Annotated in this window: 20 protein-coding genes; 12 read left to right on the plus strand and 8 right to left on the minus strand. The window is 73.3% G+C overall.

The window, feature by feature from the left end; all coding sequences use genetic code 11:
• The first annotated feature begins 21 nt into the window (after positions 1–21).
• Entirely contained in the window at positions 22–2,043 is a 2,022-nt protein-coding gene (locus D4B81_RS15045; RefSeq protein ID WP_122263513.1) for a glycosyltransferase family A protein, read from the plus strand.
• Here the strand turns inward: D4B81_RS15045 and D4B81_RS15050 are convergent.
• Positions 2,027–3,325 carry a PQQ-dependent sugar dehydrogenase gene (locus tag D4B81_RS15050; RefSeq protein ID WP_122263514.1) on the minus strand — a complete coding sequence of 433 codons (1,299 nt, stop codon included), beginning with the start codon at positions 3,323–3,325 and terminating at the stop codon, positions 2,027–2,029. The genes D4B81_RS15045 and D4B81_RS15050 overlap by 17 nt on opposite strands.
• Before the next feature lie 80 nt (positions 3,326–3,405).
• Between D4B81_RS15050 and D4B81_RS15055 the strand changes: the two genes are divergently transcribed.
• Entirely contained in the window at positions 3,406–4,083 is a 678-nt protein-coding gene (locus D4B81_RS15055; protein ID WP_122263515.1) for a hypothetical protein, read from the plus strand.
• Here the strand turns inward: D4B81_RS15055 and D4B81_RS15060 are convergent.
• From D4B81_RS15060 to D4B81_RS18950, 4 genes are all read right to left on the minus strand, one after another.
• On the minus strand, positions 4,069–4,980 hold the full coding sequence (locus D4B81_RS15060) for a patatin-like phospholipase family protein (RefSeq protein ID WP_122263598.1): 912 nt from the start codon (positions 4,978–4,980) through the stop codon (positions 4,069–4,071). The two genes, D4B81_RS15055 and D4B81_RS15060, sit on opposite strands and share 15 nt — an antisense overlap.
• 212 nt (positions 4,981–5,192) lie before the next feature.
• A complete protein-coding gene (locus D4B81_RS15065) occupies positions 5,193–6,149 on the minus strand; it encodes a type IV toxin-antitoxin system AbiEi family antitoxin domain-containing protein (protein ID WP_161965194.1) in 957 nt (318 codons plus the stop codon).
• A gap of 193 nt (positions 6,150–6,342) precedes the next feature.
• Positions 6,343–8,832 (minus strand): excinuclease ABC subunit UvrA, encoded by a 2,490-nt coding sequence (locus D4B81_RS15070; protein ID WP_122263517.1) that lies wholly within the window; start codon positions 8,830–8,832, stop codon positions 6,343–6,345.
• 40 nt (positions 8,833–8,872) lie between these two features.
• Positions 8,873–10,117 (minus strand): glucose-1-phosphate adenylyltransferase family protein, encoded by a 1,245-nt coding sequence (locus D4B81_RS18950; protein WP_237566031.1) that lies wholly within the window; start codon positions 10,115–10,117, stop codon positions 8,873–8,875.
• Between the two features lie 156 nt (positions 10,118–10,273).
• Here D4B81_RS18950 and D4B81_RS15080 point away from each other — a divergent pair, with 156 nt between their 5' ends.
• Together D4B81_RS15080 and D4B81_RS15085 are read left to right on the plus strand one after the other, a co-directional pair.
• On the plus strand, positions 10,274–10,804 hold the full coding sequence (locus D4B81_RS15080; RefSeq protein ID WP_122263518.1) for an NADPH-dependent FMN reductase: 531 nt from the start codon (positions 10,274–10,276) through the stop codon (positions 10,802–10,804).
• 92 nt (positions 10,805–10,896) lie between these two features.
• Complete coding sequence (locus tag D4B81_RS15085; RefSeq protein WP_122263519.1) at positions 10,897–11,547, plus strand: alpha/beta fold hydrolase; 651 nt, start codon at positions 10,897–10,899, stop codon at positions 11,545–11,547.
• Between the two features lie 35 nt (positions 11,548–11,582).
• Here the strand turns inward: D4B81_RS15085 and D4B81_RS15090 are convergent, their stop codons facing one another.
• Positions 11,583–12,353 carry a crotonase/enoyl-CoA hydratase family protein gene (locus D4B81_RS15090; protein ID WP_122263520.1) on the minus strand — a complete coding sequence of 257 codons (771 nt, stop codon included), beginning with the start codon at positions 12,351–12,353 and terminating at the stop codon, positions 11,583–11,585.
• A gap of 251 nt (positions 12,354–12,604) precedes the next feature.
• Between D4B81_RS15090 and D4B81_RS15095 the strand changes: the two genes are divergently transcribed.
• The 3 genes from D4B81_RS15095 (at position 12,605) to D4B81_RS15105 (ending at position 16,513) form a co-directional block, all read left to right on the plus strand.
• Positions 12,605–13,528, plus strand: a complete 924-nt coding sequence (locus D4B81_RS15095) for a type IV toxin-antitoxin system AbiEi family antitoxin domain-containing protein (protein WP_122263521.1) — start codon at positions 12,605–12,607, stop codon at positions 13,526–13,528.
• A gap of 128 nt (positions 13,529–13,656) precedes the next feature.
• Positions 13,657–16,020, plus strand: a complete 2,364-nt coding sequence (locus D4B81_RS15100) for an ATP-binding cassette domain-containing protein (RefSeq protein ID WP_237566032.1) — start codon at positions 13,657–13,659, stop codon at positions 16,018–16,020.
• Positions 16,007–16,513 carry a DoxX family protein gene (locus D4B81_RS15105; protein WP_337189881.1) on the plus strand — a complete coding sequence of 169 codons (507 nt, stop codon included), beginning with the start codon at positions 16,007–16,009 and terminating at the stop codon, positions 16,511–16,513. The genes D4B81_RS15100 and D4B81_RS15105 overlap by 14 nt, the downstream gene beginning before the upstream one ends.
• On the opposite strand, the gene D4B81_RS15110 is transcribed toward D4B81_RS15105, so the two are convergent.
• On the minus strand, positions 16,498–17,121 hold the full coding sequence (locus tag D4B81_RS15110; protein WP_122263523.1) for a flavodoxin family protein: 624 nt from the start codon (positions 17,119–17,121) through the stop codon (positions 16,498–16,500). The two genes, D4B81_RS15105 and D4B81_RS15110, sit on opposite strands and share 16 nt — an antisense overlap.
• Before the next feature lie 115 nt (positions 17,122–17,236).
• Here D4B81_RS15110 and D4B81_RS15115 point away from each other — a divergent pair, with 115 nt between their 5' ends.
• Complete coding sequence (locus D4B81_RS15115) at positions 17,237–17,956, plus strand: AMIN-like domain-containing (lipo)protein (RefSeq protein ID WP_161965195.1); 720 nt, start codon at positions 17,237–17,239, stop codon at positions 17,954–17,956.
• Positions 17,957–18,772: 816 nt separating this feature from the next.
• On the opposite strand, the gene D4B81_RS18210 is transcribed toward D4B81_RS15115, so the two are convergent.
• The gene (locus D4B81_RS18210; protein ID WP_161965196.1) at positions 18,773–18,931 is read right to left on the minus strand and encodes a hypothetical protein; all 159 of its coding nucleotides are present in this window, start codon (positions 18,929–18,931) and stop codon (positions 18,773–18,775) included.
• 821 nt (positions 18,932–19,752) lie between these two features.
• Here D4B81_RS18210 and dnaK point away from each other — a divergent pair.
• From dnaK to D4B81_RS15135, 4 genes are all read left to right on the plus strand, one after another.
• On the plus strand, positions 19,753–21,660 hold the full coding sequence (dnaK, locus tag D4B81_RS15120) for a molecular chaperone DnaK (protein WP_122263525.1): 1,908 nt from the start codon (positions 19,753–19,755) through the stop codon (positions 21,658–21,660).
• Positions 21,657–22,418 (plus strand): nucleotide exchange factor GrpE, encoded by a 762-nt coding sequence (locus D4B81_RS18955; RefSeq protein WP_237566033.1) that lies wholly within the window; start codon positions 21,657–21,659, stop codon positions 22,416–22,418. The genes dnaK and D4B81_RS18955 overlap by 4 nt, the downstream gene beginning before the upstream one ends.
• Positions 22,419–22,514: 96 nt before the next feature.
• On the plus strand, positions 22,515–23,582 hold the full coding sequence (locus D4B81_RS15130; protein WP_122263526.1) for a DnaJ C-terminal domain-containing protein: 1,068 nt from the start codon (positions 22,515–22,517) through the stop codon (positions 23,580–23,582).
• Between the two features lie 6 nt (positions 23,583–23,588).
• Positions 23,589–24,029 carry a heat shock protein transcriptional repressor HspR gene (locus D4B81_RS15135; RefSeq protein ID WP_122263527.1) on the plus strand — a complete coding sequence of 147 codons (441 nt, stop codon included), beginning with the start codon at positions 23,589–23,591 and terminating at the stop codon, positions 24,027–24,029.
• Positions 24,030–24,064: the final 35 nt, after the last annotated feature.

Here is a 24,064-nt window from a genome sequence, read left to right on the forward strand (position 1 = left end):
GTCACCCTACGCTGGGCGGTCATGACGAGCGCGCAGGTCACGACGCCGGAGCCGCCGAGGGCCGAGCCGCCCCGGGCCGAGCTGGCGCGGGCCGAGCCGCCCCGGGCCGAGCTGGCGCGGGCCGAGCTGGCCCTGGGCAGGACCGCCGACCGGCTGCAGGCAGTCGCGCTGCGCAGCCGGCACGAGGCGGTCCTGGGGGCACTGGCCGACGCGGCCGGGATGCCGGCCGAGCCGCGGGCGCTGGTGGGGCGCCTGCTGGCGGGCGCGCCGCTGCCCCGGCGCTCGCTCGTACCCCGCCGGACGCTGCCGTTCACCCTCTCCCTCGCGACCGCCTGGGCGGGGATGGCGCGGGAGGACGCGGAGCGGTCGGCGGCCGTCGAGGTGTACCGCCAGGTGCTGGCCGAGCACGGGCCCCGGGGGTTGCGGCGCCTCGAGCAGAGGCACTACCTCCAGGCCGCCTTCCTCGCCGGCCGGCACGACCTGGTGCGGGAGGGTCTGGGCCTGCTCGACGGGGTCAGCGGCGACGTGACCGCGGGGCTGCGCGCCGACCTGGCGAACCCGCATGCGCTGCAGGACGGGCGCCCGGTGGTCGGTGCGGCGCCCGAGGACCACCGCCGGTGGGTGGAGCTGCTCGGGTCGCGGTTCGTCGAGCGCGGGCTCGCTGCGCCACAGGTCGACCCGGAGGCCTCCCCGGCCCTCGACGGGCTCTCCCTGGCTCCCGGCAGGTCGGTCGACGGACCGCTGGTGACGGTGGTGGTGCCGGCGTGGCGGCCCGGCCCGGAGCTGCTGACCTCGGTGCGCTCGGTCCTGGCCCAGAGCTACGGCCACCTCGAGGTGCTCCTCGTCGACGACGCCTCCGGGCCGGAGCACGAGGCGGTGCTGGCGGCGTGCGAGGCGCTCGACCCACGGGTGCGGCTGCTCCGGCAGCCGGTCAACGGCGGGTCCTACCTCGCCCGCAACGCCGCGCTCGCGCTCGCCCGCGGCGCCTTCGTCACCACCCAGGACGCCGACGACTGGTCCCACCCGGAGCGCGTCGCGGCGCAGGTGACCGCGCTCGACGAGCGCCCCGACGCGGTCGCCAGCCGCAGCGTCGCGATCCGTGCGCGGCCCGACCTGACGCGGCAGTGGTTCGGCTACCGCCCGGAACGGATGAACGCCAGCTCGCTGCTGCTGCGCCGGGAGGTGCTCGACCGGGTGGGGCCGTTCGACGGCATCCGCAAGGGGGCCGACTCGGAGATGACCGAGCGGCTGCGCCTCGTCGGCGAGGTGGTCGACGTGGTCCGGCCGCTCGCGATCACCCGGCTCGCGGCCGGCTCGCTCTCCCGCGCCGACTTCAGCTGGGGCTGGCACCACCCCGACCGGGTCCTGTTCCGCAGCTCCTACCGCGACTGGCACCGCAGGGTCGCCGACGGGGCCGGTCCGGCCTCCCTGCCGCTGACGCGCGAGGGGAGGCACCCGTATGTCGTGCCACGCGCCTTCGTGCGCGGGCTCCCCCCGGCCGGGTCCGACCCGGTGCCGCGGACGGCATACCCGCTGCTGCTCCTCGCGGACGCCGCGGACCCGGTGCCCGCCGCCACCGGCCTGACGATCGACGGGCTGGCCGCCACGGTCGACCGGCTGGCGGTGCTGGGGCGCGAGGACCTGACCCTGGCCCGCGTGGAGCAGCCCGAGCACGCGACGGAGCTGCTCGGGGCCGCCCGGGAGGCTCGTGTCGACCTGCTCACCGACGCCGACGAGGTCGAGGCGGCCGTGCTGCTGGTGCTGGAGCCGTCCCTCCTCGCGCTGCCTGCGCTCCCGCTGCCGAGGCTGCGCGGGCGCGAGGTGGTGGTCGCCGCGGTGCCGCCCGGTCAGCACGAGCGCCCCCGGGATCTCGAGGCCGCCGGGTCCACCGCCCGCGCCCTGTCCGGTCGTGCACCGCGGTGGTGCGCACGGGACGCGGCGGAGCAGCAGGTGTGGCGGACCGAGGGCTGGGAGCTGCCGCTCCTGGGGGAGGTGCTCCGAGAGGTCCTGCCCGGGCAGGCGAGCGTCAGGGGCGCGGGGTGACCCGGAGGACCACGTCGTCCTCACCGTCCGAGCTGGTCACCCAGAGCGCCCCCTCGTCGTCGAGGGTCAGCGAGCGCAGCCGGCCGTGGGTCCCGTCGAGCTCGGGCACCCGCTCCTCGGCGACGACCGTGGTGCCGTCCACCGTCAGCACGGTGACCCCGCTCCCCTTGAGCTCGGCGACGGCCAGGGCACCAGCCCAGGCGCCCCACTGCTCGCCCTCGAGGAAGACCGCCCCGCTCGTGGCGTGCGTCGGCGTCCCGCTGGACCAGGCCGCCTCCACGGCGTCCGGGAACGCCTCCAGGTCGGTCATCGGGACCGACTCGTCGTAGCCGGGCACCGGGTCCCAGCCGTAGTTGCCGCCGGGCACGAGCACGTTGACCTCGTCGTCGACGTCCGGGCCGTGCTCCACCTCCCAGACCGCGCCGGTGCCGGGCTGCTCCGCGAGGCCCTGCACGTTGCGGTGGCCGTGGGTGAGGACGCGGGGGTCGGCGCCCTTGACGTGCCCGTCCGGGTCGGCGGGTGCGCCGTCGAGCGTGAGGGCCAGCACCTTGCCGCCGAGCGAGCCGAGGTCCTGCGGGTGCGTGCCCACCGCCGCGTCGCCGGTGCCGACGAGGAGGGTGCCGTCACCGGTGACGAGGAGCCGGCAGCCGCTGTGCCGTCCGGAGCTGAGCGGCAGCCCGGTGACGAGGGTGGTGTCCACCGCCGCCCGGGTGACCGCCTCGTCCAGCCGCAGGCGGGTGACCCGCACGTCGGGTGCCTCACCCGTCGGGTGCGCCGCGTGGCAGACGAGGACGGACCGGTCGTCCTCGAACGTCGGCGACACGGCCAGGCCCATGAGCCCCGCCTCGCTGCCGACGAACAGCCCGTCCAGCTCGAGGTCCAGCTCACGGACGGCGCCGCCGTCGGGGTCGACCGCCAGCAGTCGGCCGCCGCGCTCGGTCACCAGGGCCGTCCCGTCAGGGAGCAGCTGGACGTCCCACGGCAGCGCCAGCCCGTCCGCGACGACCTCGACGTCCAGCGCCGGGGCCTCGTCCGAGGGAGCGTCGTCGGGTGCGGAGGTGGCCGGGGTCGAGGAGGTGCCGCCCTCGGGAGCGCCGTCCTCGGTCGGACCGGCCGCACCGTCCTCGGTCGGGCCGTCCTCACCGTCGTCCGGGCTGCCGGTGGCGGGCGCGGAGGCCGGGGACGCGCCGTCGCCGGGCACCTCCGCGTCCGTCCCGACGCTGCACCCGAGGAGGGCCAGGGACAGGAGCGCGGGCACGACGACCGGTCGTGGGAGCCTCATGCCGATCCACTGTAGGTCGCGCGTCCGAGCCGTGCGTGTTGGTGGGCGCCCGCCGCCATGGCGCTGAATAGGGTGGCGCGATGGTGCTGGACACGCGGGGGCTGCGGTGGTGGACGCTCACGCTCCTCGTCGTGACGGGGCTCCTGGCCGCCGCGTCGGTGCTGCTGCACCTCAGGGTGCGGGGCACCGCGGCCAACGACCTCTTCAGCTACTTCCACCTGGGGTCGGAGGTCGGCCTCTCCGCGTACTGGAACGCCCTCCTCCTCGGGCTGGTGGCCGCCTGCGCGCTGTTCAGCGGGTTCGTGACCCGGGCGAGGTCACGGCGGTGGGGCTGGTTCGTCGTGGCGGCCGTGACCCTCTTCCTCAGCCTCGACGAGGCGACCCGGCTGCACGAGCGCACCGCCGCGTTGGTCACGACCAACCCGCTCCCGACGTACACGTGGGTGGTCGCAGGCATCCCGCTCGCCGCGCTGATGGTCGGCGTCCTCTGGTTCGCCACCCGCAGCCTGCCCACCGTCCTGCGACGTCGGCTGGGGATCGCGCTCGCGGTCTACATCGTCGGGGCGCTCGGCTTCGAGGCGCTGAGCGGGGTGGCCTGGCGCCAGCAGCGTCCCGACCTGTCCGAGGCCCTGGGCACCGTCGAGGAGGTGCTCGAGATGGTGGCCTGCGTCTACGCCGTCCACGTGCTGGTGCAGTCCTGGCTGCCCCTGCGCCTGGAGGTGCGCTCGACGCCGGCCGGGGTCTCAGACCGCGTCTGAGGTGATCCCGAGGAACTCCCGGATCGCCGGCAGCTCGCGCCGCGCCTGGGCGAGCCCGGCCTCGTGGCTGGCCCGCAGCCGCGCCACGCTGCGCTCGCCGTTGCCGACCGGCATCACCTCGGGGACGAACAGGTAGGCCGCCCCGGCCCTCTCCAGCTCCCACAGCTCCTCACGGGTCGCGTTGTAGCGGGCAGGGCGGTCCCGCAGCGCGTCGGCGACCGTCGGCAGGCGGCGGTACCACCGGCGCAGCAGCCAGTCGTTGCGCAGCGGCTCCTTGACGTAGGCGCGGGGCTGGGTCAGCACGACGAGGAACCGCTGCCACCCGTCCGCCCGTGCCGCGTCGAGGGGTATGCCGCCCGCCGGACCGAGCGCCCCGTCCACGTAGACCTCCCCGTCGATGGTCACCGGCGGCATCACCACCGGCATGGTCGAGGAGGCCCGTACCCGCACCATCAGGTCGGCCAGCGTCGGTGTGTCCTCGCGCCCCCAGTGCACCTGCACCCCGCGGGTCGCGTTGAACGCGCCGATCCGCCAACGGGTGCTGACCGAGGCGGCCGAGAAGGTGTCCCAGTCGAAGGGCAGCGCCTGACCCGGCAGCCCGGTCTCCTCGTAGATGTACCGCGCGTTGAACAGCCCCTGCCCGCGGGCGAACGTGCGCCAGTCCCCGAACTGCGGATCGGCGGCAAAGTCGGTGAAGCTGTGCCGCGCCCTCCAGGGGTCGCGGGAGAGGTAGTTGACGGCGTTGCTCGACCCGGCCGAGATCCCGCCGACCCAGTCCAGGTGCAGCCCCGCCTCCAGGAGGGCGACCAGCAGGCCCGACGTGTAGGAGGCGCGCATGCCGCCGCCCTCGAACAGCAGCGCCGTGCCGGTCACGGTCGGGTGCAGCGGGGCGCTCACGACCACACGGTATGCCGTCGCGCGGCATACCCCCCTCCCTCCCCTGGACGACCACCTCCGCTCCACCGGGCCTCCCGTCCCCCGCTCCCACTGGCCGCCCGTCCCCCCTCCGCCTGGCCGCCCCTCCGTGTCAAGGTGCGGTCACCTTGCCGGGACCTTCATCACCCTGTAGCGCGATGAAGGTCCGGCGGAGGCGATTGCACCACGTGGGGTCAGCCCGCGCGTCGTGCCGTGGCCAGCGCGGCCCCGACGAGCGACCGCACCCGCTCGGGACGGGAGAGGTCCGACCAGATGAGGCGGACGACGACGTACCCGGCCCGCTGCAGCCGTATCTCGCGACGCTTCTCGCGCACGAGCGCGTCGGGGGACGCGTACTTGACCATGCCGTCGAACTCGACGATGACCCTCGTCCCCTGCAGCAGGAAGTCCACCCTGCCGATGACCGCACCGAGCTCGTCCCGGATGACGACCTGCGGCACCGGGGTGTATCCGAGCCCACGGAGCAGCAGCCTGCTCAGGGTCTCCCCGGGTGACTCGGTCCGCGCGTCCATGAGGTCGATGGCCCGCACGAACGTGGCGTGCACGGGATGGTGCGGTCGGGTGACCACGGCCGTGCGCAGGGCGTCGTGGGTGACCAGCTGCCGGTGCAGGGCGGCGTCCCCCACGACGACGGCCTCGTCGCGCCCGCGCAGCTGCGCCACCCCCATCACGACGAGGACCGGCTCCAGGACCTCGACACCGTGCACGGTGGTGTGCCGAGCGTCGGTGTAGCCGGTGTGGATGGTCGAGCCGGCCCGCCGGCGGTGCTGCCCGGCGCCCCGCCGGCACCCGTGGACCCGGTCGGGGACGACGGTGAGCGGCAGGCCGTGCATCAGCGCGGCGCTCGTGTGGCTCACCAGGACGTCAGGCGGCCAGGTCCTGGCGACCGCGGTCGCCCGCAGGACGTGCCGGCCGGCTGGGTCGGCACGCTCGTGACGGTCGCCGTCGACGAAGGCGGACCGGCCCACCCGACGGAGGACGCCCGCGGCCACGAGCCGGCGCACGCCGTCCGGTCCTACGCCGAGACGGTGCAGGTCGGCGCTCGTCACCGTGCCGGCGTGGAGCCGCAGCTCACGACGCACCAGGTCCAGCTGGCCGGGCGGAAGGCGGAGATCGTGGGAGGACGTCACCCGGTCCACTGTGCCGAAGCCAGCCCCGGTCCTGACCGCGTTGTCCACAGGCTGCGTCCTGGGCCTGAATGGCCCGACCACAACCCTTCACCCAGGTGCGGTCACCACGATGGGACCTCCATCACGCTGGAGGGTGATGGAGGTCGGCCGGGGGTGAGCGCACTCCGCAGGCCGGACTCGGACGCGACCACCCTCAGCCGGTCCGTGGCCCCGACGCCACCACCCGCCCACCCTCGTCGCCGGCTCCGGGCCCGACCTCGACGAGCCAGTCCGCGGTCGCGACGGCCGCCGGGTCGTGCTCGGCCAGCAGCACCGTGTGGCCGGCGTCGACGAGGGCGTGCAGGACCGACAGCAGCCGGTGCACGTCGGCGGGGTGCAACCCGGAGGTCGGCTCGTCGAGGACGTAGAGGGTCGGTGCGCGGCGCTCCTTCTGCAGCTCGGTGGCGAGCTTGATCCGCTGCGCCTCGCCGCCGGAGAGCTCGGTGGCCGGCTGGCCGAGGGTCAGGTAGCCCAGGCCCAGGGCCTGCAGGGCCTCCAGCGCGCGCCGCGCCGCGGGCAGCTCGCGGAGCACCTCCAGGGCCTCGGACACGCTGCGCCGCAACAGGTCCGCGACGGTCAACCCGTGCCAGCGCACCTCCAGCGTCTGCGGGCCGAAGCGGTCGCCCCGGCAGTCGGGGCACAGCGAGTAGGTCCCGGGCAGGAAGAGCAGCTCGACGGACACTGCCCCCTCGCCCTGGCAGGTCGGACACCGCCCGGCCGCGGTGTTGAAGCTGAACCGGCTCGCCCGGAATCCGCGCTCGCGCGCGTCGGGGGTCGCGGCGTAGGCCGCCCGGACGGCGTCCCACAAGCCGGTGTAGGTCGCCAGGGTGGAGCGGGGTGACCGCCCGATCGGCTTCTGGGTGATCCGCACGACCCGGGTCGGTATGCCGTCCCCGCTCGCCCGGGCGCGCGCCGCGCCCCCGCCGCCCCGCTCCTCCCGGCCGGTGCCCTCGTCCGCCGCGGCGTCGTCCTCGTCCTCGAGCTCCGCCTCGTCCTCGACGCTGGCCAGCCGTTCACCCACGACGTCGTGCACCGCGTCGAGCAGGCTGGTCTTGCCCGACCCGGAGATCCCGGTGACGACGATGAGGGCACCGAGCGGCAGGTCGAGGTCGGCGCCGCGCACGGTGTGACGGCTCAGCGCGGAGAGCGCAAGGGTGCCGGTCCCGCGGCGCGGCGGTCCCTCCCGGACCTCCTCGGGATGGACGGGCCGGGAGAGGTAGCGGGCGGTGACGGACCCCGCGGCACGGGGAAGCCCGTCCAGCACCCCGGACCACAGCACGCTGCCGCCCTCGTCCCCGGCCCCCGGACCGACGTCCACCACCCAGTCGCACCCGGCCACGACCCCCATGTCGTGCTCGACGACGATCACCGTGTTGCCGGCGGCGACCAGGCCGCGCAGGAGGGCGACGAGCCGCTCGGTGTCCTGCGGGTGCAGCCCCGCGGACGGCTCGTCGAGCACGTAGACGACCCCGAACAGCCCCGACCGCAGCGCCGTCGCCAGCCGGAGCCGCTGCAGCTCGCCCGACGACACGGTCGTCGTCCCCCGACCGAGCGAGAGGTGGCCCAGGCCGAGGTCGACCATGAGCGAGAGGCGCCCGACGAGGTCCTCGAGCAGCACCCGCTCGGCCTCCTCCCGGGCGCTCGGCCCCGCTGGCACCACCGACCCTCCGGTCCGTCCGCGCGGACCCGCCGGTGGTGGGAGGGCGAGCTGCGCGAGACGGGCGCCGAGCAGGTCGAGCAGGTCGGTGACGGGGAGGGCGGACGCCTCGTCGACCGCGAGCCCCTCCCAGGTCACGGCCAGCGCGTCCGGGCGCAGGCGCCGACCCGCGCAGACCTCGCAGGGGTGCGTCTCGACATACCGGAGGGCGCGGCGGCGCTGGGAGACCGAGCGGGTCTCGGCGAGGGTGCGCAGGACGTAGCGGGAGGCGGAGGAGAAGGTGCCCCGGTAGGGGCGGGAGATGCGCTCCGGGTCACGGGTGGGCACGACCGTGACGACCGGCTGCTCGTCGGTGAACAGGACCCACTCGCGGGTGGCCGCCGGCAGGTCGCGCCACGGGACGTCGACGTCGTGACCCAGGGTCGAGACGATGTCGCGGTAGTTCTTGCCCAGCCACGCCCCGGGCCACGCCGCCACCGCCCCGTCGGCGATCGAGCGCGACGGGTCGGGGACCATCGCAGCCTCGGTGGGCAGGTGCCGCACGCCCAGGCCCCCGCAGCCCGGGCAGGCGCCGACGGCCGTGTTGGCGGAGAAGTGGTCGGAGTCCATCGGCGCCACGCCGTCCGGGTAGTCGCCGCAGCGCGACCACAGCATCCGCAGCGTGCTGCCCGCGGTGGTCGCCGTGCCGACGCTGGAGCGTGTCGAGGCGCCGCCGCGGCCCTGCTCGAGCGCGACGGTCGGCGGCAGTCCCTGGACGTCACCGACCTGCGGGTCGACCGCCGCATGGATGAGGCGGCGGGCGAACGGGGCGACCGAGTCGAGGTAGCGGCGCTGCGCCTCGCCGTGGATCGTGCCGAACGCCAGGCTCGACTTGCCCGACCCGGACACCCCGGTCACCGCGACGAGCGCGTCGCGGGGCAGGTCGACGTCGACGTCGCGCAGGTTGTGCAGGCGCGCGCCCCTGACGCGGATGGAGTGCTCGCTCACCCGCCCGAGGGTATGCCGTGGGCTCGTCGGGTGCGCCCGCTCAGACCGTGGTGCCCGGCTCGAGCCGGCCCCCGGCCTCCACGACGCGCCCGCCCCCGACCCGGCTGTCGCGACCGACGAGGGTGATCGCCTCGTCGGTGAGCAGGGTGCCCGCAGGCGCGGCGCCGACGCTGGCCCCGCGGCCCACCCGGGAGCCCTCGTCGACGACCGCGGTGCGCACGGTCGCACCGGCCTCCACCACGACGTCGCCCAGGAGCACGCTGTCCTCGACGACCGCCCCGCTCCCCACCTCGACGCGGGGGCCGAGGACGCTGCGCCGCACCGTCCCGCGCACCCGGCTGCCGGGGCCGACCATCGAACCGCTGACCCGGGCCTCGTCGTCGAACCACGCTGGCGGGTCCGGGATGCTCGGGGCGAGGACCGGGCGGAGGGGGTGGTCGAAGACGTCGACGCGTCCGGCGAGCAGGTCGCGGTGAGCCTGCAGGTAGGCCTTCGGCCGGCCGACGTCCCGCCAGTAGCCGGGGAGCGGGTCGGCATACACCCTGCCGCGGTCGACGAGGGCGGGCAGCAGGTGCTCGCCGAAGTCACCCAGCCCGGTGTCGCCGTGCTCCGTCGCGTCCTGGTGCAGCAGGACGCGCAGCCGCTCCAGCTCGGCGACGAGGACGGCGGGCTCGTAGAGGAAGATCTCGACCGCCACGGTGCCGGTCCGGGTGGAGGAGGGCTTGTAGTCGACGGCGGACACCAGGCCCTCGGCGTCGGCGTGGACGACCATGTTGTGGACGGCCTCCCGCACGCCGACCTCGGCCGTGACGACGGTGCACTCCGCTCCGCGCTCGAGGTGCCGGCTGACCATCGGGCGCAGGTCGGCGGAGAAGACGTGGTCGGCGGAGAGGACGAGGAGGACGTCGGGGTCGAAGGCCAGGATCTCGTCGCGCAGCCGGAACAGCCCGTCGGCGTTGCCGTGGCTGAAGCCGTCGTCCTGCGCCGGGCCGGAGCCCTGCTCGGGCGTGATCCTCCGGAAGCCGCCGTGGGTGCGGTCGAGGTCCCACGGGCGCCCGCCGGCCAGGTAGGTGTCCAGGGTGCTCGACTGGTACTGCACGCTCACCCAGACGTCCGTGACCCCGCTCGCGACGAGCGAGGAGAGGGGGAAGTCGACGAGGGCGTGCGTCCCGGCGAAGGGGAGCGCCGGCTTGGCACGCTCGCGCGTCAGCACGTCCATGCGGCTGCCCGCACCGCCCGCCTGCACGATCGCGAGGGTCCGCAGCCCCACCGGCAGAGTCGTCACCCGGGGGAGTGTATGCCGCCCCCCCTCATCCCTGTCGGCCGGTCGGGACCGGCGCGCTGGGGGACCCGCGCGGTGGCCTCGTCACGGGTGCGTGTCGCCGGTGTGTGATGGCTCACGGTGCGAAATAGATGACGGTTCAACCGAGTTGGACAGGTCATGAAGATCGGCATCGTCATCAGCACCACCCGTCCCTCGCGCATCGGCCACCGCGTCGCCGGGTGGATCGCCTCCCAGGCGCCCGAGGGCGTCACCGCGGAGGTCGTGGACCTCGCAGAGGTGGCCCTGCCGTTCTTCGCGGACAGCGCCCACCCGAAGCTGGGCCGCTACACCGAGCCCGCGACGATCGCCTGGGCCGAGCGGGTCTCCGGCTACGACGCGATGATCTTCACCGTCGCCGAGTACAACGGCGGCTACCCCGCCCCGCTGAAGAACGCCATCGACGCCCTCTACCCCGAGTGGAACGACCTTCCGGTCGGTGTCGTCGGCTACGGCTGGGGCGGCGCCGGTCGCGCCGTCACCGCCCTGCGCCCCGTGCTGGAGAACATCAAGGCCGTCCGCGTCGACGGCCCGGCCCTCACCTTCGGCACCCACCTCACGCCCGAGGGCGAGTTCCTCACCGACGCGCGCGACCTGGCCGTCCCCGCGCTCTACGCCGACCTCGCCGCCCGGGTGCCCGCCCGCGTCTGACCGCCCCCGCGCTCCCCGACCGCCGCATCCAGGGCCGGCCGGGAGCGGGTCGTGCTCGGATCAGGCGAGGCGCCACCGCATACCCTGCCCCTGTGAGCCAGCCAGCACCTGACGCGACGCCCCTCGTCCTCCTCCACGGCACCGGCCAGGCGCCCATGGCGTGGGAGGACGTCGTGGTGGCGCTCTACGGGTCCCGGCGGCTGCTGACCCCGTGGGTCCCCGGGCTGAAGCCGACCGACAGGCGCTCGCTGCCGCTCGACCAGGCGGCCGCCGCGCTCGACACCCAGCTCATGCTCGAGGGGATGGAGCAGGCCGACGTGTGCGGTCTCGGGCTGGGGGCGATGGTCGCGGCCCAGCTCGCCGCGGACCACCCGGGGCGGGTCCGCAGGCTGGTGCTCGTGGGCGGGCAGGTCAGGCCCTCCCGCGCCGCGCTGCGGATGCAGTCGGGGCTGGTCAGGCTGGCCCCCGCCGCACGCCTGGCCGACGCGGGTCTGTCCAAGAACCGGCTGCTCGAGGCGCTCTCGGTGGCTCGCGACCTCGACCTCACCCTGGTCCTCCCGAGGATCACGGCGCCGACGCTCGTCGTCGTCGGCGGCACCGACCGGGCGGGGCAGCTGGGTGCCCGCGCGCTGGTCGACGGGATCGCGGGGGCCCGGCTGCGGGCGGTCCCCGGGTCGGGTCCTGCGGTCAACGTGGACGCGCCCGCCGAGCTGGTGACCGTGCTGCGGGAGTTCCTCGACTGACGGGGGTCGGTCGGTCCCGGTCGGGGTGCCCGACCTCAGCGGCCCGGGAGGCCGGTCCGGTCAAGCCGCGCCAGGAGGGCGAGCTGGGTGCGGCGCTCGCGCGCCAGGGTCAGGTATGCCGGTGCCGTCACCGCTCCGTCGAGCAGCCGCTTGGCCCTCGCCACGGCCCGGGGGTCGTGCCGCACGACCTGGGACACCAGCTCGTCCGCCACGGCCGCAGCGTCGACGGCGACCCGCGTCGCCAGGCCGAGCCGCACCGCCTCGGTGCCGTCCACCGACCTGGCGGTCAGCGTCAGGTCCTTGGCGACGTCGAGGCCGACGACCTCGGTGAGCGTGCGGGTCCCGCCCATGTCCGGCACCAGCCCCCAGCGCACCTCGCGCACCGACCACTGCGCGTCCGGGGTCGTCACCCGCAGGTCCGCGCCGAGCGCGAGCTGGAGTCCGGCGCCGAGGCAGTGACCGTGCACGACCGCGACCACCGGCACGGGCAGCCGGCGCCAGGCCCAGCAGGCCTCCTGGAACACGTTGGTGCCCGTCCACGGACGTGGGACGAAGCGTGCGGCGATCCCGCCCGGCCGCCGCAGCGCAGCCCGCAGGTCGAGCCCGGCGCAGAACGTCTCGCCCTCGCCCGACAGCAGCACGGCCCGGACCGACCGGTCCCGGCGCAGCGATCGTGCGGTCGCGACCAGCTCGTCGAGCATCTCCAGCGTCAGCGCGTTGAGCTTGTCGGGCCGGGCGAGGCGCACCCGCGCCACCCCCTCCGCGACCTCGCAGGTGACCGTCCCCGCCAGCGTGAGCGCCGTCATACGCGCGAGCATGCCACGGACGCGCCCGCCACCGACCGGGCAGCCCGACGCCTACGCCGCCCAACGTCCACCGCCTCCGCCTGCCTCACGCTCGACTCACGACCGTCTTCTGTTCTGTGCGTCGGATGGATCGGACTCTCAGCACAGAACCTGGTCGCGAGTGGCCGCCGCAGTCATCTCGCCGTGAAGTTGTCCACAGGCCGTCGCCCGCTGGACGGTGACAGGAGCAGTTCCGGCTCAGACTGGCGGCCATGGATCCGCGAGTGCGCAGCCACCTCGACAGCTTCTCCGGCGTGCTCTCGACGAGGGCGGCGGTCAGGCTCGGGCTGACGGCCAACGACCTCCGGGCGATGGTCGCCGCCGGCGAGCTCGTCCGGGTGGCGCACGGTGCCTACCTCGACGCCGCCCTGCTGGTCGGCGCGACGCCGGAGGAGGACCACCGGCTCCGAGTGACCGCGATCGTCCTGGCCAAGGGTGGGTCGGTCGCCGCGAGCCACCACAGCGCCGCGGTGCTGCACGGGCTGCCGGTCCTGCGCGAGGCCCTCGGCTCGATCAGGGTGGCTCACACGCGGTCACGGTCGAACACCCGGAGGCGCCCCACCTTCACCCTGCACCGGTGCCCGGGCGAGGACGCGTTCGGCAGTGTCGGCCCGGTCGCGACGGTCGTCCCGGCGCTCGCCGTGATCGGCACCGCGGTGCTCGTGGGCGTGCGGTCGGGGTTGATGGCTGCCGACGCGGCGCTGCGCGGTGAGCTGACGACCCGCGATGAGATGGCGAGCTGGCTCGTCCGGTGGTCCCGCGTGCCCGGCGTCGACCGCGCCAGGCACGTCGTGGACCTGATGTCCCCGCTGGCGGAGTCGCCCGCCGAGTCGCTCCTGCGCCTCGCGCTCATCGCGCTGCGGCTCGACTTCGTTGAGCAGCACCCGCTCGAGCTGGAGGGCTGGACCGCGCGCGTCGACTTCTACCTTCCTGCGCTGGGTGTCGTGGTCGAGATGGACGGCATGTGCAAGTACGAGGGGAGCACCGGTTCGTTGAACCTCGCGGCCGAGAAGAGGCGGGAGGACCAGATTCGCGCTCGTGGCTACGGGGTCGCGAGGATCGAGTGGGCCGACCTCTTCAGGCCCCAGCGCATCCACGCGAAGATCAGGGCTGCTGCGCTGACCTCCCGCGTCTGAGGTCGACTCACGACCGGCTTGTGTCCTGTGAGTCGGATCGATCAGACTCACACGGCAGAACCAGGTCGTGAGTGGGGACGTGTCCGACGCCCCTGGCCGACCCGTCAGGCGGGTGTAGTTTTCTGCGGGTGACGACGCCGGTGCACCCAGCAGACTCCCACGACCTCATCCGCGTGCGCGGGGCCCGGGAGAACAACCTCCGCGACGTCAGCGTCGACCTGCCCAAGCGGCGGCTCACGGTGTTCACCGGGGTGTCTGGCTCCGGGAAGAGCTCGCTCGTCTTCGCCACCATCGCCGCCGAGTCGCAGCGGATGATCAACGAGACGTACTCGACGTTCGTGCAGGGCTTCATGCCCACCCTGGCGCGCCCTGACGTCGACCTGCTGGAGGGGTTGACGACGGCGATCATCGTCGACCAGGAGCGGATGGGCGCCAACATCCGCTCGACCGTGGGGACGGCGACGGACGCCAACGCCATGCTGCGCATCCTCTTCAGCAGGTTGGGCCGGCCGCACATCGGCACCGCGAAGGCGTTCTCCTTCAACGTCGCGTCGATGTCGGGTGCGGGGGCGGTGACCCTGGAGAAAGGTGGGCAGCAGGTCAAGGAGCGGCGGGAGTTCAGCGTCCAGGGCGGCATGTGCCCCCGCTGCGAGGGCACCGGCCACGTGACGGACTTCGACCGGAGCGCGCTCTACGACGAGGAGCGGTCCATCAGCGAGGGCGCGCTGACGATCCCGGGCTACACCATGGACGGGTGGTACGGCCGGATCTTCCGGAGCACCGGGCTCTTCGACGCCGACAAGCCGATCAAGGACTTCACCCAGCGCGAGCTGCGGGCCCTGCTCTACCAGGAGCCGACCAAGCTCAAGGTCGACGGCATCAACGTCACCTTCGAGGGCCTGATCCCGAAGATCCAGAAGAGCTTCCTGGCCAAGGACCGCGAGGCGATGCAGCCGCACATCCGGGCCTTCGTCGACCGGGCGGTGACCTTCGCGACCTGCCCCGACTGCGACGGGACGCGGCTCAACGAGGCGGCACGGTCCTCCAAGATCGACGGCACCAGCATCGCCGACGCCTGCCGCATGCAGATCAGCGACCTGGCCCGGTGGATCCGTGGGTTGGAGGAGCCGTCGGTGGCGCCGCTGCTCCAGGGGCTGCGGGAGACCCTCGACTCGTTCGTGGAGATCGGGCTCGGCTACCTGTCCCTCGACCGGCCCTCCGGCACCCTGTCCGGCGGTGAGGCGCAGCGCACGAAGATGATCCGGCACCTCGGTTCCTCCCTCACCGACGTGACCTACGTCTTCGACGAGCCGAGCATCGGGCTGCACCCGCACGACATCCAGCGGATGAACAGCCTGCTCCTGCGCCTGCGGGACAAGGGCAACACGGTGCTCGTGGTGGAGCACAAGCCGGAGATGATCGCGGGCGCCGACCACGTCGTGGACCTCGGCCCGGGCGCCGGCACCGCGGGTGGGGGGATCGTCTACGAGGGCAGCCTGGAGGGACTGCGCGGCAGCGGCACCCTCACCGGGCAGCACCTCGACGACCGGGCCAGGCTCAAGGAGACGCTGCGCCCGGCGACGGGTGTCCTGCAGATCCGCGGCGCGTCCACGAACAACCTCCAGGACGTCGACGTCGACGTGCCCACCGGTGTCCTCGTCGCCGTGACCGGCGTCGCGGGCAGCGGCAAGAGCTCGCTCATCCACGGCTCGCTCGCCCGCGAGGACGGCGTCGTGGTCATCGACCAGGGCGCCATCAAGGGGTCACGGCGCAGCAACCCGGCCACCTACACCGGTCTCCTCGAGCCGATCCGCAAGGCCTTCGCCAAGGCCAACGGGGTCAAGCCGGCCCTGTTCAGCCCGAACTCCGAGGGGGCCTGCCCGACCTGCAACGGCGCCGGCGTCGTCTACATGGACCTGGCGATGATGGCGGGCGTGGCCACCACCTGCGACGAGTGCGAGGGCCGTCGCTTCCAGGCGTCGGTGCTGGAGTTCACGCTCGGCGGCAAGGACATCAGCCAGGTGCTGTCGATGCCCATCGCCGAGGCGGAGGACTTCTTCGAGACCGGAGAGGCCCGCATCCCGGCCGCGCACAAGATCCTCGTCCGGCTCGAGGACGTGGGGCTCGGTTACGTCACCCTGGGCCAGCCGCTCACCACGCTGTCCGGCGGCGAGCGGCAGCGTCTCAAGCTGGCCGCCCAGATGGGTGACAAGGGCAAGGTCTACATCCTGGACGAGCCGACCACCGGCCTCCACCTCGCCGACGTGCAGAACCTGCTGGGACTGCTCGACCGCCTGGTCGACGCGGGCCGGTCGGTCATCGTGATCGAGCACCACCAGGCCGTCATGGCGCACGCCGACTGGATCATCGACCTGGGTCCGGGCGCGGGGCACGACGGCGGTCGCGTGGTCTTCGAGGGCACCCCGGCCGACCTCGTCACCGGGCGCGCCACCCTCACCGGGCAGCACCTCGCCGAGTATGTCGCCCGCTGACCTGCGCGGGCGCCGGGCCAGATCCGTGCTCGCGCCCGGTGGCGGGCGTACGAGCGCCATGCACGGCGCCGCTCCGCGGGGCGTCGTTGGTCTCGCCGCCGCCTTCCTCGCCTCCGGGACCCTGCACCTCGTGCGTCCGGAGCTGTTCGAGCCGATCGTGCCCCGGTTCCTCCCGGCACCCCGTGAGCTCGTGCTCGCCTCCGGCGTCGCCGAGCTGGTCTGCGGGGCGGGCCTGCTCCACCCGCGGACCAGGCCGGTCGCCGGCGCCGCGAGCGCGGCGCTCCTGGTCGCGGTCTTCCCGGCGAACGTGCAGATGAGCCTGTCGCACGGCCGTCGCGCGGCACGGACACGACAGCCGGCGCACGGCCTCGCATTCGCGGCCACGGTCGCCAGGCTGCCGCTGCAGTGGCCGCTGGTGCGGGTGGCGCTCCGGGCCGCCCGCGCCCAGGACGGGGCGCAGCCGCCGGCGCGCCGCGCTCAGGCCGCGGGGTAGCCCTCCCGGCGCAGCAGCCGCGCCAGGTGTGCAGCGTTGGCCGCCAGGGTCTTCGTCGCCGACGCGGTGACCTCCGGCGTCTCGTCGAGGTCCTTGTAGTCGACCGTGTGCATCGCCTCTCCGTTCCAGTACGTCACGCCGTGCGCCGGGATCGTGAAGCCGACGTCGTTGAGCGCCTGGAAGAGGATGGCCGAGATGTGGTGCGCACCGTCCTCGTTGCCGACGACGACGGCGACCGCGACCTTGCCGAAGGTCAGCAGCCGCCCCTCGTCGTCCTCCTCCGACAGCTCGGCGTCCAGCCGCTCCAGGACGCGCTGCGCGACGCTGGAGTGCTGACCCATCCACGTGGGCGTGCCGAGGACGAGGATGTCGGCAGCCATCACCTGCTCGCGGATCCCGGGCCAGGCGTCGCCGTCACCCATGTCCAGCTCGACGCCGGGCCGCACGTCGTGGTCGACGACGCGCACCTGCGACCCGGTGACGCCGTGCGTCGCCAGCGCGTCGAGCACCTGCTGCCCGAGCAGCCCGGTGCTGGACTCCGCGGGCGAGGGGCTGAGGGTGCAGTTGAGGACGAGGGCGGTCAGGGGGACGTCACCGGAGAAGGCCATCCCGGCACGGTATGCCGCGTGCCGGCGCCGCGCACCCGCAGAGGCCCGCGGCGCTCAGCGGCCGTGGTGACGCAGGTCATGGCAGCCCGGCGCCGGGGGGCCTAGCCTGGGGTCCATGAGGCGCGCGCTCGGCGCAACGGTGGTGGCCCTCCTCGTCCTGTCGGGGTGCGAGTCGGCGGGGGACGACGACGGACAGAGCCCGCCCACCACGACGACCGGCACCTCCGCACCGGCCGAGACGTCCTCCGAGGGGCCCACGTCGGAGGACCCGTCGTCGGAGGAGCCCACGTCCGACGACGCGACGGACGAGCCGACCGAGACGTCGTCCGGAACCGGTGACGCGACCTCCACGGGTGACACCGGCGACATACCGTCCGAGCCCGACCCCGACCGGTACCCGTGGGTCGGCGGCCCGGTGGAGGAGGAGACCCGGGCGGGTGCCGAGGGTCAGGAGATCACCGACGTGCGCACGGGGCTGCACGAGGGCTACGACCGGGTCGTCCTCGACCTGACGGGTGAGGAGCCGGCGCTGGGCTGGTTCGTCAGCTTCGTCGACGAGGCGGTCGAGGACCCGAGCGGCCTGCCGCTCGACGTCGATGGGGACGCGTTCCTGCAGGTGGTCGTGCGCGGCATCGACTGGACCACGGAGTCCCCCGAGCGCTACGACGGCGACCCCGTGGAGGGTGCCGGCACCGAGGTCGTGACGGAGGTCGTCCTCGGCGGGCTCTTCGAGGGTCAGCAGCAGATCGTCATCGGCCTGACGCAGGAGACGGCGTTCCGGGTGTTCTCCCTGCCGGACCCGGCCCGGATCGTCATCGACGTCCAGCACCCCTGATGCCCTGAGCCCCAGCCCGGCCCACGGTCGTCGGCTGAGCGCGAGGCAGCTGTAGGTTCTCGGACGACCTGTCGGAAGAGCAGTCGCGTGACCTGCAGAGGGACAGTCCTTGAGCCGCCGTCCGTCTCCTTAACTTGTCGGAATCCTCACGCCGGGGTCGCTGATCCAATGCCGGTTCACCGTCCCCATTCCGTCGAGCGGGCCGACATTCTCTTTGTCTGGGGGAGGGTCAACCAGGCAGGTCATGTGGTTAGTTAGGGGGCGTCTCATGCGCTGGCGCGCATTTGTCCAGACCGGAGACATACCACCACTTACCAGATCTGGCTAGTCGCAGGATGTGGCTCGCTCGACCGTCCGCGCCTACCCTGACCCAGACACCCGCAGACACCTCGCTGTCCTTGCCGGCAGGCAGTCCTTCGAGGGTGGCGAAGTTCCGGATTGCCTGCGCCGGATCTTCTGCGGCGCCTGGGCCGGTAGCCGCCCCGCCATCCCCCGCGACCACAATGTCGCTACCCTCCCACTGATCGCACCCCAGCGTCGAGTGCTCCACCGGGCGGTCGGTAACCGCCGCCCCCTCACCCGTCGTTCCCGGTGCTGGGTCGGACCCGGCGCAGGCTCCCAGCCCAACCGCTAACGCGACAGTCGCGGTCACTACTGCGAACCGTCGCCCCCTGCTGCGCCTCGGACCCATCCTGACTCCTAGTCGTAAGCCGCCTCTGTTGTGTGAATGTCGTGCGTTCCTAACGTTCGCCAGTACGTCGAGCCTAGTTCGAAACCAGACACGGGCTCCGACGTACAGCTCTACCACCGCGGCACTCATGTCCTGCCTGCCCTGACACTGATCATCGACGTGCTGTCGACAGGCGTGGTCATGTCCACCGCCCAGTCGCCGCGCCACAGCAAGCTCAGCAGGGCAAGCCGCCCGCCAGGCTTTCCCGAAGCTGCCAGGAGGTCCTCGACCTGACCGATGGTCATGCCCGTGCGTCCGGCAGCGGAGGCGGCCGCCAGCTCGGCCGTTCCAACACCGCGGCGGGCGACGGCGAACGTCTGGATGTTCGCCAGGGTGACCGGGTCGGCGCCGGACCATACCTCGTACCGGACGCCTTTGGCCTGGCACAGACGTGCGGTCGACGAACTCGGCGGGCTTGACGTCCACGACCGTCATAACGCCACGCCTGTCGGTCAGCAGCAGGTCCGGCGCGTGCCGCCGTAGGACTCCCTCGTCCGATCCGCCGAACCACATCGGCTGGGCGGCGATCCAGTGCACATCAGCGTCGAAGTCGGCCAGCCACAGCCGATCCAGCTCCAACCGACTCTCATAGGGCACGTGCGCACCCGTAGTCGCCGACCAGAACAGGCCTGAGTAGTGACGTTGGCGGACATGCGACTTCAGCCGACGCACCGGCAACGCGGTGGATGCGCGCTTGAGGTCCAGCTGCCGAAGCGACGTCGTGACCGACTCGCCGTCGGCGTAGCGAACCTCCGTGTCCAAGGGGTTCGTCGCGCCCAGGGCCACCAGCGTCCTACCAGGACACGAAATCGGGACTCAGGACACGCGCGGGACACGAAACTGGGATCGGGACAAGAAATTCGGGTTCCTACAGACGTCCTGAACCTCCCACGACCCAGGAGCGGGAACAACCCCGCGTCGGCAAGAGTTGAGCCTGATGAACTCAACTTCGCTGAGCGCCGGTTTGACAACACGACGGCCGTTCCGCAAGGTTGAGCCCAGACGTGTCAACCCGCGTCCCGCCCGTCCGGGGTGAGGCGCACCGCATACCAAGGAGAGCACCCACATGGGACGTGCAGTCGGCATCGACCTCGGCACCACCAACTCGGCGGTCGCCGTCCTCACCGGCGGCGAGCCGGAGATCATCGCGAACGCGGAGGGCGGTCGGACCACCCCGTCCGTCGTCAGCTTCGCCAAGAACGGCGAGGTCCTCGTCGGTGAGGTGGCCAAGCGCCAGGCCGTCACCAACGTCGACCGCACGATCCGCTCGGTCAAGCGCCACATGGGCACCGACTGGTCGACGCAGGACATCGACGGCAAGAAGTACACCCCGCAGGAGATCAGCGCCCGCATCCTGATGAAGCTGAAGCGCGACGCGGAGGCCTACCTCGGCGAGCCCGTCACCGACGCCGTCATCACCGTGCCGGCCTACTTCGACGACGCGGAGCGCCAGTCCACCAAGGACGCCGGCGAGATCGCCGGCCTCAACGTCCTGCGCATCGTCAACGAGCCCACCGCCGCGGCGCTGGCCTACGGCCTCGACAAGGGCAAGGAGGACGAGCTCATCCTCGTCTTCGACCTGGGTGGCGGCACCTTCGACGTGTCACTGCTCGAGGTCGGCAAGGACCCCGAGGACGGCTTCGCGACCATCCAGGTCCGCGCCACCCACGGCGACAACAAGCTCGGCGGTGACGACTGGGACCAGCGCGTCATCGACCACCTGGTCACCACCGTGAAGAACCAGTCCGGCGTCGACCTGTCCAAGGACAAGATCGCCCTCCAGCGCCTCAAGGACGCCGCCGAGCAGGCCAAGAAGGAGCTCAGCTCCTCGACGAGCACCAACCTCAACCTGCAGTACCTCTCGATGGGTGAGAACGGCCCGATCCACCTGGACGAGACGCTCACCCGCGCGCAGTTCGAGCAGATGACCTCCGACCTGCTCGAGCGCACCAAGGCCCCGTTCGACCAGGTGATCAAGGACGCCGGCATCAAGGTCGAGGAGATCGACCACGTCGTCCTCGTCGGCGGCTCGACCCGCATGCCCGCGGTCGGCGACCTGGTCAGGAAGATGACCGGCGGCCAGGAGCCCAACAAGGGCGTCAACCCGGACGAGGTGGTCGCCGTCGGCGCCGCCCTGCAGGCCGGTGTCCTCAAGGGCGACCGCAAGGACGTCCTCCTCATCGACGTCACCCCGCTGTCCCTCGGCATCGAGACCCAGGGCGGCATCATGACCCGCCTCATCGAGCGCAACACGGCCATCCCGACGAAGCGCTCCGAGGTCTTCACCACGGCCAGCGACAACCAGCCGTCGGTGGGCATCCAGGTCTACCAGGGCGAGCGCGAGATCGCGGCGCACAACAAGCTGCTCGGCAACTTCGAGCTCACCGGCATCGCCCCGGCCCCCCGCGGCGTGCCGCAGATCGAGGTCACCTTCGACATCGACGCCAACGGCATCGTGCACGTGTCCGCCAAGGACCGTGGCACCGGCAAGGAGCAGTCGATGACGATCTCCGGCGGCTCGGCGCTGCCCAAGGACGAGATCGAGCGGATGATCAAGGACGCCGAGGCGCACGCCGAGGAGGACCGTCAGCGCAAGGAGGAGACCGAGACCCGCAACACCGCGGAGCAGCTCGTCTACTCCACCGAGAAGTTCCTGGCCGACTCCGGCGACAAGGTCCCGGCGGACGCCCGCGGCCCGGTCGACACCGCCCTGAAGGACCTCAAGGACGCCCTCAAGGCCGACAGCGGAGCCTCGCTGGACGACGTCAAGGCCAAGATGGAGACCCTCTCCACCGAGTCCCAGAAGATGGGCTCGGCCATGTATGCCGCGCAGCAGTCCGAGGGTGCCGGCGCCGGGGCGGGTGCGGGCTTCGCGGACGCCACCGGTGCGGCGGACGTCGACCCCAACCGCGCCGCCGGGTCCGACGACGACGTGGTGGACGCCGAGGTCGTCGACGACGAGGAGACCAAGTGACGGCCGACGAGACCGCCCGCACCGGCGGCCCCGGTGAGGACGAGGCCGTCGGCCGGGGACCGGTGATCCGGGACAAGCGGCGCATCGACCCGGAGACGGGCGAGGCCCGCAGGGCGCCCGCGGCGGAGCCCGACCGGGGCGACGTCGACGGCGGGTCCGACGACGCACCGGCCGAGCCGGGCGGCGCCGCCCAGACGGGCGCCGCGGACCAGTCGGGCGCCGCGGACCAGTCGGGCGCCCCCTCCGAGCCGGGCCCCGCCGAGCCGGGCCCGGTCCTCGACGGTGCGGTCCCGGCCGACGGGCCCCACCCCGACACGCTCCTGGCGGCCGAGCGCCTCGAGGAGATGCGCCGGATGCAGGCGGAGTTCGTCAACTTCCGCAACCGCACCCAGCGGGACCGCGAGGGCGACCGCGCCCGCGCGACCGGTGCCGTGGTGGAGTCGCTCCTGCCGGTGCTCGACGACATCCACTGGGCCCGCGAGCACGGCGACCTCGTCGAGGGCACGCCCCTCGCCGCGATCTCCGAGAAGATCGAGCAGGCCCTGGGCCGGTTCGGCGTGGAGCGCGTCGGCGAGGTGGGCGAGGTGTTCGACCCGACCGTCCACGAGGCGCTGATGCACATGCCGGCGGACAGTCCCGACGTCGAGATGCCCGAGGGCGCGACGGAGATGACGGTCGTCCAGGTCATGCAGCCGGGCTTCCGGATCGGCGAGCAGGTCGTCCGGGCCGCGCGCGTAGCGGTGGCCGACCCGGCCTGAGGACGGACCCGGCCGGGCGCGCGGGGGTGAGCTTCGACATACCCCCCGCGCGCCCCGGTCCCGGGGGACAATGGACACCCGAGGAGGTGAGGAACGATGGTCAGCCAGGACTGGATGGACAAGGACTTCTACGCGATCCTCGGCGTCAGCAAGGACGTCGACCCCAAGACGCTGAAGAAGACCTACCGCAAGCTCGCACGCGAGTGGCACCCCGACTCCAAGCCGGGTGACAAGGCTGCCGAGCAGAAGTTCAAGGACATCGGCGAGGCCTACGCCGTCCTCTCCGACCCCGAGCAGCGCAAGCAGTACGACGCCGTCCGTGCGATGGGCGGCGGCGCCCGCTTCACCGCCGGGGCCGGCGGCGCCGGCGGCGCGGGCGGTTTCGAGGACGTCTTCGCCCAGATGTTCGGCGGGGCCGGCGGCGCGCAGAACGTCCGCTTCTCCACCGGATCTGGCGGAGGCGTCGGCGGCCTGGACCTGGAGGACCTGCTCGGCGCGTTCGGCGGCGCCGGCGGGTTCCAGCCCGGCGGGCAGGGTTTCCCGGGAGGCGGCCAGGGGTTCCCCGGCGGCTTCGGCGGCGCGCGCGGGGGCTCCGGGGGTATGCGTGACGTGCGCGGCCAGGACGTCGAGGCCCGCACCTCCCTCGACTTCCGCTCGGCCGCCCACGGTGACACGGTCACCCTGAGCAGCCCGGACGGCGGCCGCATCACGACCAGGATCCCGGCCGGGGTCAAGGACGGGCAGAAGATCCGCCTGCGCGGCAAGGGCATGCCCTCCCCGGTGCAGGGCGGGGAGCGCGGCGACATGTACCTCCACGTCAGCGTGACCCCGGACAAGGTCTTCGGCCGCGACGGGGACAACCTCACCCTCGACCTCCCGGTCACCTTCTCCGAGGCCGCGCTCGGCGCGACCGTCGCGGTGCCGACGCTCGACGGCGACACCGTCAAGGTCCGGATCGCCCCCGGCACACCCTCCGGACGTGTCCTGCGCGTCAAGGAGCGAGGCATCCGGACGAGCAAGCGCACCGGCGACCTGCTCGTGCGGGTCCAGGTGGTCGTCCCGCAGAAGCTGTCCGACAAGGCGCGCGAGGCGGTCGAGGTGCTGCGGGCCGAGGAGGCCGGGGCCGACCCGCGCGCGGACCTGCACCGCCAGACGGGGGTGTGAGGCACCGTGGTCGACCGTGACACGCCCGTCTACGTGATCTCGGTGGCCGCCGAGCTGGCCGGGATGCACGCGCAGACCCTGCGGCAGTACGACCGTCTCGGACTCGTCGTGCCCTCCCGCACCCGCGGCGGCGGCCGGCGCTACTCCTCGCGCGACATCGACCGGCTGCGCGAGGTGCAGGCGCTCTCCGCCGAGGGGGTCAGCCTCGTCGGGATCCAGCGCATCCTCGACCTCGAGCTGCAGGTGGAGGCCCTGCGCTCGCGGCTCGCGCAGGTGCTCGCCGAGAACGAGCAGCTGCGCAACCGCGCGGGCCAGGGCCAGCGCGTCTTCGCGGCCGACCTCGCCGGCGAGGTCGTGCCTCTGCGCTTCGGCCGCCGCCCCGGTGCCCGCTCGGCCTCGACCGCGCTGGCGCTCTGGCGGCCCGAGGGCTGGCCCTTCGGCGGCTGACGCCCCCTTCCCAACTCACAAGCGCGAACACCTTC

It is taken from the genome of Ornithinimicrobium cerasi (assembly GCF_003702705.1).
Taxonomy (GTDB): domain Bacteria; phylum Actinomycetota; class Actinomycetes; order Actinomycetales; family Dermatophilaceae; genus Ornithinicoccus; species Ornithinicoccus cerasi.